The organism is Kribbella sp. NPDC056951, assembly GCF_042674205.1.
GTDB lineage: Bacteria > Actinomycetota > Actinomycetes > Propionibacteriales > Kribbellaceae > Kribbella > Kribbella yunnanensis.
On record NZ_JBHUQZ010000002.1, the window covers coordinates 383,837 to 398,687 of the forward strand.

Here is a 14,851-nt window from a genome sequence, read left to right on the forward strand (position 1 = left end):
ATGAGCGAAGCCGACAGCACCGAACAGAGCACGGCGGAGGTTACGCGGGAGTTCCGGGCGGCCCGGGACTTCCTGGTCGCGCATCGGGAGGACTACGAGACGGCGTACCGGGACTTCAAGTGGCCGGTGTTCGAGCGGTTCAACTGGGCGCGGGACTGGTTCGACGCGCTGGCGGTCGAGCAGGGCGAGGTGGCGGCGCTCACGATCGTCGAGGAGGACGGCGAGGTCAACTCGCGCACGTACGCCGAGCTGGGCGAGCGGTCGCGCAAGATCGCCGGCTGGCTGACCGAGGCCGGGCTGAAACCGGGTGACCGCGTGCTGATCGTGCTCGGCAACGTCGTACCGCTGTGGGAAACGATGCTCGGCTGTATCCGCGCCGGCGCGGTGATGATCCCGGCAACGACTTTGCTGACCGATGCCGATCTCGCCGACCGGATTGCCCGGGGCAACGTTCGCGCGGTGGTGACCGCGAGCGCCGAGACAAGCCGGTACGCCGGGATCGCGGACGACTGCCTCCGAGTCGCGGTCGGTGAGCCGGTCGACGGGTGGCTGCATTACGACGACTTCGCGCAGTACGACGGTCCTGTGCCGGACGTAGACACCGCGGCCGACGACTCGCTGCTGCTGTACTTCACCTCCGGTACGACGAGCCAGCCGAAGCTGGTCGAGCACACCCAGGTGAGTTATCCGGTCGGCCACCTGTCGACCATGTACTGGATCGGCCTGCAGCCCGGAGACGTCCACCTGAACGTCTCGTCGCCAGGCTGGGCCAAGCACTCGTGGAGCAACGTCTTCGCCCCCTGGAATGCCGGCGCCACCGTCTTCCTCTACAACTACACCCGCTTCGACGCGGAGAAGATGCTGCGCGTCCTCCAGACGTACGGCGTGACCACGTTCTGCGCGCCACCGACGGTCTGGCGGATGCTGATCCAGGCGGACCTGTCCGCCGTCGAGGTCGCGATCCGCGAATGCATCTCGGCGGGCGAACCGCTCAACCCCGAGGTGATCGAGCAGGTCCGCAACGCATGGGACGTCACGATCCGCGACGGCTACGGGCAGACCGAGACCACCGCGCAGATCGGCAACTCGCCCGGCCAGCCCGTCAAACTCGGCTCGATGGGCCGCCCGCTACCCGGGTACGCGATCGCGCTGATCGACCCGAGCACTGACGAGGTCGGCGACGACGGCGAGATCTGCATCGAGCTCGCGCCCCCGCCGGTCCCGCTGATGCGCGGCTATCGTGACGCCGAGGAGCTCACCGCCGAGGCGACCCGCGGCGGTTTCTACCACACCGGCGACGTCGCGAGCCGGGACGAAGACGGCTACATCACGTACGTCGGCCGCTCGGACGACGTCTTCAAGGCGAGCGACTACCGCATCTCGCCGTTCGAACTCGAGTCGGTGCTGATCGAACACCCCGCAGTCGCCGAGGCAGCCGTGGTCCCGTCGCCGGATCCCGTCCGCCTCGCGGTCCCCAAGGCGTACGTCGTCCTCGCCGCCGGCCACGAACCGTCCCGCGAACTCGCCGGGGAGATTCTCCAGTTCTGCCGCGACCACCTGGCGCCGTACAAGCGGATCCGCCGGCTCGAATTCGCCGACCTGCCGAAGACGATCTCCGGCAAGATCAGGCGGGTCGAGCTCCGCACCGACGAGGCCGCGAAGGTGTCAGCCGGTGAAGCTGCAGAGCACGCGTACGACGAGGCCGACTTCCGAACCGAATGAACCTCGACACCGGGCTGGGCCCGGCCGCGTTGATAATCCTGCCACTGCTGATCGCGATCGCCGTGGCCGGATCCCGGTACGCCGGTCTGCGGCACGACAAGGGGATTGTCACCGCAGCGCTGCGGGCGATCGCCCAGTTGGCCGCAGTCGGCCTGGTTGTCGGGTTCGCGCTCCAGCACACCCTCGGGGCCATCGGGTTCGTGCTGCTGATGTTCGGGGTCGCGACCTTCACGAGCATGCGGCGGCTGCACCAGACCGCGGTGATCCGCCACCAGTGGCTCTACTGCGGTGCCGCGATCGGCGCCGGCGCACTGACCGTCCTGCTCATCCTTCTCCTACCCGGCGTCGTCCCGCGGAACCCGGCCACCATCCTGCCGATGGGCGGCATCATCGTGGGCGGCGCCATGACCGCCACCACGCTCGCCGGCCGCCGGGTGCTGAGCGAGTACGGCACCCGGTTCGGCGAGTTCGAGGCAGGTCTCTCGATCGGTCTGCTCCCCCGCGACGCCTTCAAACTCGTCGTCGGCCCGGTCGCCGGAGACGCGCTGCTCCCCGCCCTCGACCAGACCCGAACCGTCGGCCTCGTCTCGCTCCCCGGAGCCTTCGTCGGCATGGTCCTCGGCGGCGCGTCCCCCGCAGCCGCGGCCGCGCTCCAACTCGTCGTACTGATCGGTCTGATCGCCGCCGAGACGATCGCCATCCTGACCATCACCGAGCTGCTCTCCCGCTCCCGCCTACCGGACGGGCGTACGGTTTCCTCATGACCGATGACAACAACATCTTCACCAAGATCGACGCCCTGGTGGCGGAGGAGCACGAACTCCGGAACAAGCACGCCGCCGGCGAGATCGGTGACGGCGAGGAGCGCGACCGGCTGAAGGCCCTCGAGGTCGAACTCGACCAGTGCTGGGACCTGCTCCGCCAGCGCCGCGCCAAGCGCGAATTCGGCGAGAACCCCGACACCGCCGAGGCCCGCCCCGCCTCCACCGTCGAGGGCTACCTCAACTAACCCCCGTCCACACCCCGCCGCCCCTCGCCCGCCGGCGCCCCCTCGCCCGGCCCCGCCCCACCTCGCGGAAATTTGAACGGACATCCCCCGAAGTTGCCCCTTCTCCCCCCAGAAAATGAGTGGAGAAGGGTCAAGTTGAATGGATATCCCCTCAAATTGTGCAGGGGCGGGGAAGGCAGGGATGTGTGGGGCGGGGGTGATGGTTGGGGGGCGGTGGGGTTAGAAGCCGCGGAGTTTTTCCGGGGTGATGCGGATGACTACCGAGTACTCCGAGTGGAACTGGTCGGTGGTCATTCCGAGGCCGATGATGTCGTCGCCGTACTTGGCGTTGTAGATCGCGAGGGCCTCGCCGGACAGCGGGTCGGAGTCGATCGTCGCCGTGCCGGAGATGACGCCGACGTCGCCGCCGCCGTGGGTTGCGTTGAAGTTGACCGCGACCTGCGGGTGGGCGGTGACGTTGTGGAGCTTGGCCTTGTGGCGCTGGCTGCTGATCAGCAGTTCACCCTCGTGCCAGAGGAACCAGACCGGGTTCGGCGCCGGTGTCCCCGACTTGCCGACCGTGGTCAGCCACACGACCCGTTCGTCGTCGAGCTGCCGGGTGATCCGCTTGCCGAAATCCGTGGACGTGTCGATCGAGAACATGCATGAGCCCCTAGGTCGTCACGACGGACCGAGACGACTCCACTCGATCGCCGGGCAGCGGTTCATCACCATGGTGAGTCCCGCCGCGGTCGTGCGCGTGTAGGCGTCCTGGTCCATTACACCCAGTTGGAACCACACCGCGTTCGCATTGATTCCCACCGCCTGGTCGGCAATCTCGCCCGCCAGCTCGGACCGGACGAACACGTCCACACAGTCCACAGGGAACGGAATGTCGGCCAGGCTCGCATACCCCTGCTCACCGTGCACGGTCTCGGCCGACGGATGCACCGGCACGATTCGCTTCCCACGTCCCTGCAGGAACCGCGCCACGCCGTACGCCGCCCGGTCCGTGTTGTTCGACAACCCCACCACGGCCCACGTGTCACAGTCCGCCAAGATCTTCCGGATGTCAGCCTCCATACCTCAAGCCTCCCTCAGCCACGCAAATACGTGAGGACGGCGGAGACCCGGCGATCCAGGCCGTCGTCCAGCTGGAGCTTGGCGAAGATGTTGCCGACATGCTTCCGTACGGCGGCCTCGCTCACCACGAGCTGTTCCGCGATCGCGCCGTTCACGCGCCCCTCGGCCATCAGCGCCAGTACTTCGAGCTCTCGCGGCGTCAGCGCGGAGAGCGGACCGTCGTTCCGCCGCCGAGCCAGCAGCTGCCGGACCACCTCGGGATCGACCACCGTGCCACCCGAGGCGACCCGGTCGAGCGATTCGAGGAACTCGGCGACGTGACCGACCCGATCCTTGAGCAGGTACCCGATCCCGCCGGTCGTTGACTCGAGCAACGACGAGAGGTAGGCATCGGCGACGTACTGGGAGAGCACCAGGATGCCGATCGCGGGGTACTCGGCCCGGATCGCGGCGGCCGCGCGCAGACCCTCGTCGCTGTGTCCCGGCGGCATCCGCACGTCGGTGATGACGAGGTCCGGCGGCTCCTTGCGGACGACGGCGAGCAGGGTGTCGCCGTCACCGACGCTGTCGCGGACCTCGTGCCCGGCGCGATCCAGAATGCTGGCCAGACCCTCACGCAACAGCAGCGAGTCTTCGGCCAGCACGATGCTCAGTCGCCGAGTCGGCACGGGCACTCCATTCGCAGTCGAGTAGGCCCACCGGGTGGGCTGTCGACCACGAGTGTGCCGCCCAAAGCGTCCAACCTGGTCACCAGCCCGGTCAAACCGGTTCCGGCACCAACCGTCGCGCCACCGATCCCGTCGTCGGTGATCGTGATGATCAACTGCTCCCCCGCCAGCCAGCCCGACACCTGACACATCGTCGCCTGCGCGTGCTTGGCGGCATTCGACAACGCTTCGCTGACCACGAAGTACGCCGCCGCCTCGATCGGCGGAGGCAGTCGCGCATCCAATGCCATCGACACCTCCACCGGCATCGGGCTGCGGTCGGCGACCTCCCGGATCGCGGCCTCGAGCCCGAGATCGACCAGGACCCGCGGATGGATGCCGCGCACCGCCTCGCGCAGATCAGCCAGCGCCGCCTCCGCCTCGGAGTGCGCCTTCACCACTAGCCGCCGCCCCTCCCCCTCGGGCAGGTCCAGCTCGGCGAGACCGAGCGTCATCGTCAGACCGACCAACCGCTGCTGTACGCCGTCGTGCAGGTGCCGCTCGATCCGCGCCCGCTCGGTCTCGAACGCGTCGACCAGGTCCAGCCGGGAGCGGCGCAACTCGGCCACGTTCCGCTGCAGCTCATCCTGCCGCGGTCCCAGCATCGCCCTCGCCAGCGACGCCTCCGCTGCAGCCAGTACGCCGAGCAGGTACGAGCTGACCACGTAGAACAGCGGCCCGAAGGTGATCGTGAAGAGCAGGCCTTCTCCCGCGGAGTCCAGGATCCACGGCCCCATGCCCATCTCGTCGCTGTCGGCGATCACCGGAGCCATGATGGTCATCCCGAGGATGGTCGCGCTGAGGCCCGCGAAGGCCAGGCTGAACGGCCAGACCAGCACACCCAGCACAAAGCCGTAGCCCAACGCCCGCATCGACGCCTGCTCGCGACGGCGGAACTTGAGCTTCTCCCGCAGCGCCAGCGAGGCCGGCATCGCCGCATGCGGACTCTTGACGCCGTCCACCAGCATCACCCCGGCCCGCCACCGCTCGGCCCAGCCGATCAGCACACCGAACATCGGGAACAACGGCAACAGCAGAATGCCGATCACGATCGGGCTGAGAATCGCACTGGTCGCCGCAGCACCGACCAGCAGACAGATCGTCACCAGACCGACCGGTACCGAGGTGAACAGGTACACATACGCGCGCCACGGCCACGACGACACCAGGAAGCGCGGTGACGCCAGCGCTTGCCAGCCCGTCATTGGTCTTTCCACTCCGCCAACCCTAGGTCCGGCAAGGCCCGTACGGCGGTAGCGTGCGCGCTACTCCAGGTCTCTTCCGCAAGCCCGCGTGCTGCCAGCGGTTGACCTGTTGGCTGGTGACATGACCGCAACCGCGCCCTACTACACCAGCGTCGTACCGGACTCAGCGCCCGCGCTGGTGCTCGACGGGATCACCAAGACCTACCGCTCCAAAGCCGGTGGGGTCGATGCCCTGCGAGGCGTCACCTACCACTTCCCGCGTGGTTCGTTCACTGCCGTGATGGGCCCGTCCGGCTCCGGCAAGTCGACGCTGCTGCAGTGCGCGGCCGGACTCGACCAGCCGACGACGGGTGTCGTCGTACTGGGTGGTGTGACCCTGCACGGGCTCAGCGAGGTCGCACTGACCAAGCTACGCCGCGAGGAGATGGGTTTCGTCTTCCAGGCGTACAACCTGCTGCCGTCGCTGACCGTGTACGACAACGTGGCGTTGCCGCTGCGGTTGACCGGCAAGCGCCCGCAGCGTGGCGACGTTCACGGCGTACTGGAGCAGGTGGGGCTGGGCGACAAGGCCAAGCGGCGACCTGCCGAGTTGTCGGGTGGGCAACAGCAGCGGGTCGCTATTGCTCGCGCACTGATCACCAGGCCGTCGGTGTTCTTCGCCGATGAGCCGACCGGTGCGCTCGACAGCAACAGCAGTCGCCAGGTGCTCACCCTGTTGCGTGAGGCAACTGATCGGGCCGGACAGACGGTGGTCATGGTCACCCACGATCCGGTGGCGGCGGCGTACGCCGAGCGTGTTGTCTTCCTGTCCGACGGACTGATCGCCGGTCACCTGGACCGTGGAACGCCGGGTCAGATCGCGGCTGCGATGAGTGACCTGGAGCCCAGTACCGGGGCGGTGGGGCGGGGCTCGAGATGACACAGCTGTTCTTCCTGAGCAGGCAGACAGTCGGCCGGCATCGACACCTGTACGCCGGTTCGTTCGTGGCGCTCGCGGTGGGCGTGTTCCTGCTCGGGTTGGCCGCGACTGCAACCGCCGCCACGATCGCCTATCGGGGACCGAGTGCGGGGCATATCGCGGTCACCACCCTCGGCGGCCCGGATACAGAACCGCAGCACGTCAGCGTGTCCACCTCCGACCAGGACGTCTCCGGACTGCAGACCGTACTGAGCATGGTCGGGGCGATCAGCGGCTTCATCACGATCTTCGTCATCGCCAGCACCTTCGCGTTCGCGGTCGCCTCCCGGCGGCGCGAGCTCGGCCTGCTCCGGCTGATCGGCGCCACGCCTGGTCAGATCCGCCGGATGATTCTCGGTGAGGCGCTGGTCGTCGCCCTCGCCGCGTCGATCACCGGTGCCGTGCTGGCGCAGCTCGCGACTCCGTTGCTGCTCGCGAAGGCGTCGTACACGGAGCTTGCGCCGGTGAAACTGGAGCCGGCGTCGCCCTGGGTGCCGCTGTCGATCGCGGTCGCCATCGGTCTGGTGGTGGCGCTGCTCGGTGCCCGGGCGGCGGCTCGGCGGGCTGGGAAGGTCGGTCCGATCGACGCGTTGCGTGAGGCCAGCCTCGAACCGCCGCGGATCGGACCGGTTCGCGTCGTGTTCGGGCTGCTGTTCATGGCCGGCTCGATCCTCCTGCTCACCCTGATCAGGCCGTCCAGCGGTGAGGCCGCGGTACCGCTGGCGATGTTCACCCCGATGCTGCTGGTGATCTCGCTGACTCTGCTGGCTCCGTTGGTGATCCCGTTCCTCGGGCGGCCCTGGGCGGCACCGCTAGTCGCCTGGACCAGCGTGTCGGGGCGACTCGCCCGGAGCAACGTGGTCGCCGCACCCCGGCGCAGCGCCTCGCTCGCGGCGCCGATCCTGACCATCTCCGCCATCGCCGGATCGATGGTGCTCAGCCTCAGCTTCGCCGCCGACAGCGCTGCGGCCACTCTGCGCGACGGAATGCTGGCCCCGATCGTGGTCAACGGAGGCGACCCTGCCAAGGTTGCCGCGACGCCTGGGGTCGGGGCGGTCGATGCCGGGCATCCGGTGCAGTTCGTCCGGATGGCGGCCGACTACGCGCAGCTCGAGGAGGCCGAGGGGATCGATCCGGCCGTTGCGGCACGCACCCGCCAGGTCACGCCGATCTCCGGCAACCTGGCCGCGCTCACCGGCAATACCGTTGCCGTTAGCAAGGAAACGGCCGGGTTCGAGCACTACCGGGTCGGCGGTGAGGTGCCGGTGACCTTCCTGGACCGGACGACCGTCAAGCTGAAGATCGTCGCGATCGTGCCGGACGCGTTCGGGATCAACCCGTCGTTCCTGCTCCCGATGGAGCTCGCCCGCGCACACGCCCCGAAGGCTCAGCCCGAGGTCATGTACGTGCTGCCGGCCGCCGGGACCGATCCCGCGGAACTCGTGCAGAGGATCCAGGGCGCCGTACCGGCTGCTGTTTGGGAGGCCGAGCAGGCGGCCGGGGTTCGCAAGGGCAACCAGCTCGGACTCATCCTGCTGCTCGGACCGGCCGCCCTCTACAGCGCGATCGCGATCGCCAACACCCTCCTGATGGGCAGCCTGCAGCGACGGCAGGAGTTCGTCACCTCCCGGCTACTGGGTGCCACCCCGAACCAGATCCGCCGGATGGTCCTGTGGGAGTCCTCCCTGGTCGGAATGGTCGCCCTCAGCCTCGGTACGGCGATCACCGTCACGGTCGGCGCACTGATCCGGCACGCGATGACGGCCGGGGTTCCCGACGTACCGGTCACCATCCCGTGGGGCGTCCTGCTGGGGATCGCCGGACTTTGTCTGACCCTCGCGGTAGGGTCCGCCTTGGCTCCGACCGCATACATCCTGCGGGTCGTGGGCCGTGCTCATGGGGCCCCCGGACTGGACTGAGGAGCGCAGGGAGCGCAGCGACTGGAGCGACGAGGGAAGGACGGGGATCAAAGCCCCATGAGCCGCCGCGCGGAGCGTGGCAATATGCACAGAACTGTCGTTCACCAGCGACAATGAGGGCTACCGTTCGATCGAGGAGCAGTTCACCCGTATGGCACGCCGTTCCAGTACCACCGCCGAGCCCGAGGACTTCGAGGAGCGCATCCTCGACGTCGATGTCTCCGACGAGATGCGCACCAGCTTCCTGGAGTACGCCTACTCGGTCATCTACTCCCGGGCGCTCCCGGACGCCCGCGACGGGCTGAAGCCGGTCCAGCGGCGGATCCTGTTCTCGATGGCGGAGAACAACATCCGTCCCGACCGCGGCCATGTGAAGTCGGCCCGCGTCGTCGGTGAAGTGATGGGTAAGTACCACCCGCACGGCGACGGCGCGATCTACGACGCCCTGGTCCGGACCGCGCAGCCGTGGTCGATGCGGCTGCCGCTGATCGACGGCCACGGGAACTTCGGAAGTCTGGACGACGGTCCGGCGGCGATGCGCTATTGCATCACCGGCGATACCCGGGTCCGGCTCGCCGACGGCGGCTCGATCAAGATCGCCGATCTGGTGGACCTGCCGGAGAACTCCGAGGCCGACACCGACCTCGAGGTGCTCGACAAGGACGGCAAGCCGGTCCGCGCAACCAAGCTCTTCAACTCCGGGGTTCATCCGGTGAAGAAGCTGGTGACCAAGAGCGGTCACGCGCTGCGCGGCAGCCACAACCACCCGGTGCTCTGTCTCGTTCCGGTCGCGGGCGTGCCGATCTTCCAGTGGCTCCGCCTCGACGAGGTGACGCCTGGCACTGTGGTCTGCCTGGCGCGCAACGCATGGACCACCGACGTTCCGATGGCGCACGAAATGATGCTCGGCACGCTCTTCGGCGCCTGGGTATCCGAGGGCTTCGCCTCCGCAGAGCGGGCCGGCATCAACAACACCGACGAGGAGTACTTCAAGTACATCCTCGAGGCGTACGACGCCATCGTCGGCGGCCCGCGCTACGTCTACTCCCGAAAAACTCGCCGATCGCTGCGGACGATCCACGAGCTGGACATTCAGAATCTCTCGGCGTTCCGCGAGAGCCCGCTCGCCGATCTGATCGGATTCAAGGCAGCCGACAAGCACGTCCCCGAGGCGGTCTGGCGGGGCACGATCGGGCTGAAGCGTGCGTTCCTGATGGCGCTGTACGAGGGCGACGGCGGTATTCGGCGAGCCAACGACGCATCAATCACCGTCCAGTACTCGACATACAGCCGGGTTCTGGCCGCCGAACTACAGGAATTGCTGCTCGAGTTCGGCGTACACAGCAATCTCACCCACTACAGCCGCGGTGAGTACCGCCTGGTCATCTCCGGCCGGCACAACATTCACGCCTTCGGCGAGCGGATCGGTTTCCTCGCGGCCAAGCGGCACAAGCTGCACGCGCTGCTGCGGAGGACACCGCGCTACACCCACCGCCTGACTCGGGACTTCGTGCCGTACGTCGCCGACTACGTCCGCGAGGCGCTGGGGCCCGGCCGGGGTACCGGCAAGAGCTGGCTGCAGAACCACAACTTCGACCGGATCGAGCGCTGGCAGACCGATCGCAGTCTGCTGGTGACCAAGTTCAAGGACCCCGAGATCCTGGGCGTGGTCGCCCCGATCATGGACTCCGGGTATCGGTTCGTCGAGGTTGCCGCGGTCGAGGACTGCGAACCCGAGGCCGTTTACTCGATCCGGGTCGACAGCGCAGATCATTCGTTCCTGGCCGGCGGCTTCGTCAATCACAACACCGAGTGCCGGATGGCGCCGTCCGCGGTCGCGATGACGAACGGCCTGGACGAGAACGTCGTCGAGTTCCGGCCGAACTACGACGGCCGTGAGGAAGAGCCGTCGGTACTGCCGGCCGCCTTCCCGAACCTGCTGGTCAACGGCGCCGCCGGGATCGCGGTCGGAATGGCCACCAACATGGCCCCGCACAACCTGATCGAGGTCATCCAGGCGCTCCGGCACCTGATCAAGACCCCGACCGCCGACCTCGACGACCTGATGCGGTTCATCCCCGGGCCGGACCTGCCGACCGGCGGCAAGATCGTCGGCCTGGAGGGCATCAAGGACGCCTACGCAGGAGGCCGCGGCAGCTTCAAGATGCGCGCCACCGCCCGGATCGAGAACGTCACCCCGCGCCGCAAGGGCATCGTGGTCACCGAGCTGCCGTACACGGTCGGCCCGGAGAAGGTGATCGAGAAGATCAAGACGCTGGTCCAGGCCAAGAAGCTGCAGGGCATCGCCGACGTCAAGGACCTGACCGACCGCGCGCACGGCACCCAACTGGTGATCGAGGTCAAGAACGGCTTCGTCCCCGAGGCCCTGCTGGAGCAGCTCTACAAGCTCACCCCGCTCGAGGACTCGTTCTCGATCAACGCGGTCTGCCTGGTCGACGGCCAGCCCCGCACCCTCGGGCTGAAGAGCCTGCTGGAGGTCTACCTCGAGCACCGGTACGACGTCGTCCGCCGGCGCAGCGAGTTCCGCCGCAAGAAGGCCCAGGACCGGCTGCACATCGTCGACGGCCTGCTGATCGCGATCCTCGACATCGACGAGGTCATCCAGATCATCCGCAGCAGCGACGACGCGGCCGCGGCCCGGACCCGGCTGATCGACATCTACGACCTGTCCGAGATCCAGGCCAACTACATCCTGGACATGCCGCTGCGCCGCCTGACCAAGTTCTCCAAGCTCGAACTGGAGACCGAGAAGGCCGAGCTGGAGCGCGAGATCGAGCGGCTGACCGCGATCCTCGAGGACGAGACGCTGCTGAAGAAGACGGTCGGCGACGAGCTGGCCGAGGTCGCCAAGACCTACGGCACACCGCGCCGTACCGTGCTGCTGGAATCATCCGGCGCGACCAAGACCGCCGCCGTACCGCTCGAGGTCACCGACGACCCGTGCTGGATCCTGATGAGCTCGACCGGGCTGCTGGCCCGCACCAACGGGGTCGAGCCGTTCGGAGCCGCCGAGGGCCGGGCCAAGCACGACGCGATCGTGTCCGCGATCAAGAGCACCGCCCGCGGTCAGTACGGGATCGTCACGACCACCGGTCGGCTGATCAGACTCGAGTCGCTCGACCTGCCCGCCGTACCGACGACGGCCGCCGCGCCGAACCTGCAGGGTGGCGCACCGATCGCCGAGTTCGTCTCGCTCGACCCGGGTGAGAAGGCGCTGGCGCTCACGACGATGGATCCCGACTCGATCGGTGTCGCGCTCGGTACGGCGACCGGTGTCGTGAAGCGCGTCGTACCGGATCACCTGAGCAACCGCGACGCCTGGGAGATCATCCGGCTGAACGACGGTGACGAGGTCGTCGGCGCGGTCGAGCTCACCACCGGCGAAGAGGAACTGTGCTTCGTCACCTCGGACGCACAGCTGCTGCACTTCCCGGCCTCCGCGGTTCGTCCGCAGGGCCGCACCGCAGGCGGTATGGCCGGTGTCCGGCTCGGCAGTGGCGCGAAGGTGGTCTTCTTCGGTGCCGTGGAACCGGGCCGCGAGGCTCAGGTTGTGACAATCGCCGGCTCGAACTCGGCGCTGCCGGGGACGGAGGTCGGCGCGGTCAAGGTGACGCCGTTCAGCGAGTACCCGGGCAAGGGCCGCGGTACTGGCGGTGTGCGTTGCCAGCGGCTGCTCAAGGGTGAGGACGGGCTGCTGCTCGCCTACATCGGCGCGGCTCCGGTCAAGGCCAGCGCGAACAGCGGCGCACCGGTGGACCTGCCCCCGATCGACCCGCGGCGCGATGGTTCCGGCGTGCCGGTGGCCCAACCGATCGCTGCGTTGGCCGCGGACCTGGCAGGCTGACCCCATGAAGAAACTCGTCGCGCTGGGCGCGGTGCTCGTGCTGGCACTGGTCGGCTGCAGCGACAAGAAGGATTCCGGCGGTGGCGCCGGGAAGTCCGACGACGCCGTCGCGCAGCTCACGGCCGCGAAGAAGGCGCTCGACGAAGCGTCCAGTGTGCACATCGTGCTCACTGGACGGGACCTGCCGGACAGCGCGCAGACCCTGGCCAGCGGCGACGGCGTGGCGACTCACGCTCCGGCGTTCAAGGGCAAGCTCACGATCCGCACCGGCGGCGCACCGATCGACTCCGAGGTCGTTGCGGTCGACAAGAAGGTGTACGCGAAGCTGCCCTTCACCGGGAAGTTCGTCGAGCTCACACCCGAGCAGCTGACCGGATTCGGTGCGCCGGACCCGGCCATCCTGCTGGACCCGGCCAAGGGCCTGACGTCGGTGCTGCCGGCACTGAAGGACCCGAAGGTGAAGGGTGACACCCGCGACGGCGCCAAGGTGCTGACCGAGATCACCGGTTCGGTCCCGGGGCAGACGCTGCAGGGGATCTTCCCGAAGGCGCCGGCCGGCCAGGACTTCCCGAGCAGCTTCAAGCTCGACAAGGAGTCCAAGCAGCTCGTCGCGGCGACGATCTCCGGCCCGTTCTACGACGGCGCCACCAGCAGCTACGACGTCACCTTCGACAAGTACGGCGAACAAGTCACGATCACCAAGCCGTAGTGAGCCCAGCGGTGGCCGCCCGGCCGAGAGCCCAGCTCACGCTCGCGTCGATCGCGGTCGCCTTCGCGGCCGCGGACACGTATGTCGTCGTCCTCGCGCTGCCCGACCTGATGTCCGGGGTCGGGCTGTCCGCGGACGAACTCCAGCGCGCCGCGCCGATCATCTCGGGCTTCCTGCTCGGCTACATCGCCGTACTGCCGCTGATCGGCCGGATCGCGGACGTCGCCGGCCGGACACCGGTCCTGGTCGGCGCATTGATGCTGTTCGCTGTCGGATCGCTGATCACGGCGGCGGCGTACGACCTACCCCTGGTGGTAACCGGTCGGTTTCTTCAAGGCGTTGGCGGTGGTGGGCTCGTCCCAGCCACACTCGCCCTGGTCGCCGACCTGTGGCCGCCTCAGCGGCGCGGACTGCCTTTGGGTGTCGTTGGTGCCGTCCAGGAGCTCGGAGCTGTCCTAGGGCCGTTGCTGGGCGCCGCCGTACTGGCGGTGGCTGACTGGCGCTACATCTTCTGGCTCAACCTCGTGGTCGCCATCGTCCTGGCTGTCCTGCTCCGCGGGTGGCGACCTCCACCGCTGTCCGCCTTGGTGGGCTTGCTGGCGTGTGTGGCGCTTGGCTTGACCCTGACCGCACCACAACGCCTTGCGGACGACGTCACCCTCGGTCTGCCCTTCGTGCCCTTCACCGGTACGTCGAGACTGCTGACACCGATCGGGGTCGCGGCTCTCGTCCTTGCTCTGCTGTGGGCCGTCCTCACAGTGCAGCGTTCTCAGCTGACCGACCTGCTGCGCCAAGTCGACGTACCGGGCGCTTTGCTGCTCGCCCTCGCCCTCTCCGGTGTCGTTCTTGCGTTCGCGACCGCCGACCCCGAACGCGAACTGATGTCCCCGGCTGGCCCATGGCTGCTCATCGGCGCGGCCGTCTTCGCGGTTGCCTTCGTTGCGTGGCAGCGTCGGACGCCGCGCGCGATCATCCCGACCGGTCTGCTCACAGCGCGACCCGCGTGGGGTTCGCTGGTGGTCAGCTTTCTGGTCGGATGTGCGCTGATTGCCGCACTGGTCGACGTACCGGTGTTCGCACGGACGACGCAAGGCGGTGGGCAGCTCGCGGCCGCTCTCGTGCTGGTGCGGTTCCTGATCGCGCTGCCGGTGGGTGCGGTGGTCGGCGGCTGGCTGACGAGGCGCTTCGGGCTGGGGCTGATCACGGGCGCCGGACTGGCGTTGGCTGGGGCAATGTTCGTCGTGATGTCGTTCTGGGGCCGCAACGCCCTCGATCACTTCGCAGCGACCGCCGTACTGCTGCTGTGCGGGTTCGGCTTCGGACTGGCGCTGTCACCGGTCAACACCGCGATTCTCGGCGCTACTCCCCCAGCGAACCACGGACTGGTCAGCGCGCTCGTCGTGGTCGCGCGAATGGTCGGCATGCTGGTCGGCGTGTCGGCACTGACCGCGATCGGACTACGCCGGTACTTCGCGATCGTGGACGACGTACCGTCACCGAACGAGCTCTGTCCGACAGCGCCCGCGTCCTGCCGGCCTTTCATCGATGCGCTGCGCGATGCGGCCATTTCACAAACGCACGCGATCTTCGCCGGGGCTGCTGTGTGCGCGTTCCTGGCTGCGATCCTCGCGGTGGCGCTGCTTGGCCGACGTGGCGTTGTGCACACTTGATGGGCCAGTTGATGGGCGCTGCACG

General features: G+C 68.1%; 11 protein-coding genes and 3 pseudogenes. 10 read left to right on the forward strand and 4 right to left on the reverse strand.

What is annotated here, in order from left to right:
* Genes ACFTSF_RS09395 through ACFTSF_RS09405 form a run of 3 tightly spaced genes read left to right on the forward strand, consistent with a single transcriptional unit; the run spans nt 1 to nt 2,731 of the window.
* Nucleotides 1–1,722, forward strand: a complete 1,722-nt coding sequence (locus ACFTSF_RS09395) for an AMP-binding protein (protein WP_380153396.1) — start codon at nt 1–3, stop codon at nt 1,720–1,722.
* The gene (locus ACFTSF_RS09400; protein WP_380153397.1) at nt 1,719–2,486 is read left to right on the forward strand and encodes an ABC transporter permease; all 768 of its coding nucleotides are present in this window, start codon (nt 1,719–1,721) and stop codon (nt 2,484–2,486) included. The genes ACFTSF_RS09395 and ACFTSF_RS09400 overlap by 4 nt, the downstream gene beginning before the upstream one ends.
* The gene (locus ACFTSF_RS09405; protein WP_344147797.1) at nt 2,483–2,731 is read left to right on the forward strand and encodes a DUF2630 family protein; all 249 of its coding nucleotides are present in this window, start codon (nt 2,483–2,485) and stop codon (nt 2,729–2,731) included. Before ACFTSF_RS09400 ends, ACFTSF_RS09405 begins: the two co-directional genes overlap by 4 nt.
* A 219-nt stretch (nt 2,732–2,950) precedes the next feature.
* Here ACFTSF_RS09405 and ACFTSF_RS09410 read toward each other — a convergent pair whose 3' ends face one another.
* From ACFTSF_RS09410 to ACFTSF_RS09425, 4 genes are read right to left on the reverse strand one after another with little or no spacing between them, the layout of a single operon-like run.
* Nucleotides 2,951–3,373, reverse strand: coding sequence for a TIGR03667 family PPOX class F420-dependent oxidoreductase (locus ACFTSF_RS09410; protein ID WP_380153398.1), 423 nt, complete (start codon nt 3,371–3,373; stop codon nt 2,951–2,953).
* 18 nt (nt 3,374–3,391) lie between these two features.
* Nucleotides 3,392–3,793: a CoA-binding protein gene (locus tag ACFTSF_RS09415; protein WP_380153399.1), complete on the reverse strand. Its 402-nt coding sequence runs from the start codon at nt 3,791–3,793 to the stop codon at nt 3,392–3,394.
* Between the two features lie 14 nt (nt 3,794–3,807).
* The gene (locus tag ACFTSF_RS09420; RefSeq protein ID WP_380153400.1) at nt 3,808–4,461 is read right to left on the reverse strand and encodes a response regulator; all 654 of its coding nucleotides are present in this window, start codon (nt 4,459–4,461) and stop codon (nt 3,808–3,810) included.
* Nucleotides 4,443–5,705, reverse strand: a complete 1,263-nt coding sequence (locus ACFTSF_RS09425) for a sensor histidine kinase (RefSeq protein WP_380153401.1) — start codon at nt 5,703–5,705, stop codon at nt 4,443–4,445. The genes ACFTSF_RS09420 and ACFTSF_RS09425 overlap by 19 nt, the downstream gene beginning before the upstream one ends.
* A 121-nt stretch (nt 5,706–5,826) precedes the next feature.
* On the opposite strand from ACFTSF_RS09425, the gene ACFTSF_RS09430 reads away from it, so the two are divergent.
* The 7 genes and pseudogenes from ACFTSF_RS09430 (at nt 5,827) to ACFTSF_RS09460 (ending at nt 14,826) form a co-directional block, all read left to right on the forward strand.
* Nucleotides 5,827–6,624, forward strand: a complete 798-nt coding sequence (locus ACFTSF_RS09430) for an ABC transporter ATP-binding protein (protein ID WP_380153402.1) — start codon at nt 5,827–5,829, stop codon at nt 6,622–6,624.
* On the forward strand, nt 6,621–8,582 hold the full coding sequence (locus ACFTSF_RS09435; RefSeq protein ID WP_380153403.1) for an FtsX-like permease family protein: 1,962 nt from the start codon (nt 6,621–6,623) through the stop codon (nt 8,580–8,582). The genes ACFTSF_RS09430 and ACFTSF_RS09435 overlap by 4 nt, the downstream gene beginning before the upstream one ends.
* A gap of 151 nt (nt 8,583–8,733) precedes the next feature.
* A pseudogene (locus ACFTSF_RS09440) lies at nt 8,734–9,297 on the forward strand (DNA gyrase subunit A); the annotation flags it as partial.
* 495 nt (nt 9,298–9,792) lie between these two features.
* A pseudogene (locus ACFTSF_RS09445) lies at nt 9,793–9,999 on the forward strand (LAGLIDADG family homing endonuclease); the annotation flags it as partial.
* 390 nt (nt 10,000–10,389) lie between these two features.
* Nucleotides 10,390–12,447, forward strand: a pseudogene (locus ACFTSF_RS09450) (DNA topoisomerase (ATP-hydrolyzing) subunit A); the annotation flags it as partial.
* 4 nt (nt 12,448–12,451) lie between these two features.
* Nucleotides 12,452–13,156, forward strand: coding sequence for an LppX_LprAFG lipoprotein (locus tag ACFTSF_RS09455; RefSeq protein ID WP_344147819.1), 705 nt, complete (start codon nt 12,452–12,454; stop codon nt 13,154–13,156).
* Nucleotides 13,156–14,826, forward strand: a complete 1,671-nt coding sequence (locus ACFTSF_RS09460) for an MFS transporter (protein ID WP_380153404.1) — start codon at nt 13,156–13,158, stop codon at nt 14,824–14,826. The genes ACFTSF_RS09455 and ACFTSF_RS09460 overlap by 1 nt, the downstream gene beginning before the upstream one ends.
* The last annotated feature ends 25 nt before the right edge of the window (nt 14,827–14,851 follow it).

Excerpts from the sequence above, each read along its gene's own strand:
- ACFTSF_RS09395 (WP_380153396.1), top strand. The coding sequence starts at position 1 with ATGAGCGAAGCCGACAGCACCGAACAGAGCACGGCGGAGGTTACGCGG.
- ACFTSF_RS09400 (WP_380153397.1), top strand. The coding sequence starts at position 1,719 with ATGAACCTCGACACCGGGCTGGGCCCGGCCGCGTTGATAATCCTGCCA.
- ACFTSF_RS09405 (WP_344147797.1), top strand. The coding sequence starts at position 2,483 with ATGACCGATGACAACAACATCTTCACCAAGATCGACGCCCTGGTGGCG.
- ACFTSF_RS09410 (WP_380153398.1), bottom strand. The coding sequence starts at position 3,373 with ATGTTCTCGATCGACACGTCCACGGATTTCGGCAAGCGGATCACCCGG.
- ACFTSF_RS09415 (WP_380153399.1), bottom strand. The coding sequence starts at position 3,793 with ATGGAGGCTGACATCCGGAAGATCTTGGCGGACTGTGACACGTGGGCC.
- ACFTSF_RS09425 (WP_380153401.1), bottom strand. The coding sequence starts at position 5,705 with ATGACGGGCTGGCAAGCGCTGGCGTCACCGCGCTTCCTGGTGTCGTCG.
- ACFTSF_RS09430 (WP_380153402.1), top strand. The coding sequence starts at position 5,827 with ATGACCGCAACCGCGCCCTACTACACCAGCGTCGTACCGGACTCAGCG.
- ACFTSF_RS09435 (WP_380153403.1), top strand. The coding sequence starts at position 6,621 with ATGACACAGCTGTTCTTCCTGAGCAGGCAGACAGTCGGCCGGCATCGA.
- ACFTSF_RS09455 (WP_344147819.1), top strand. The coding sequence starts at position 12,452 with ATGAAGAAACTCGTCGCGCTGGGCGCGGTGCTCGTGCTGGCACTGGTC.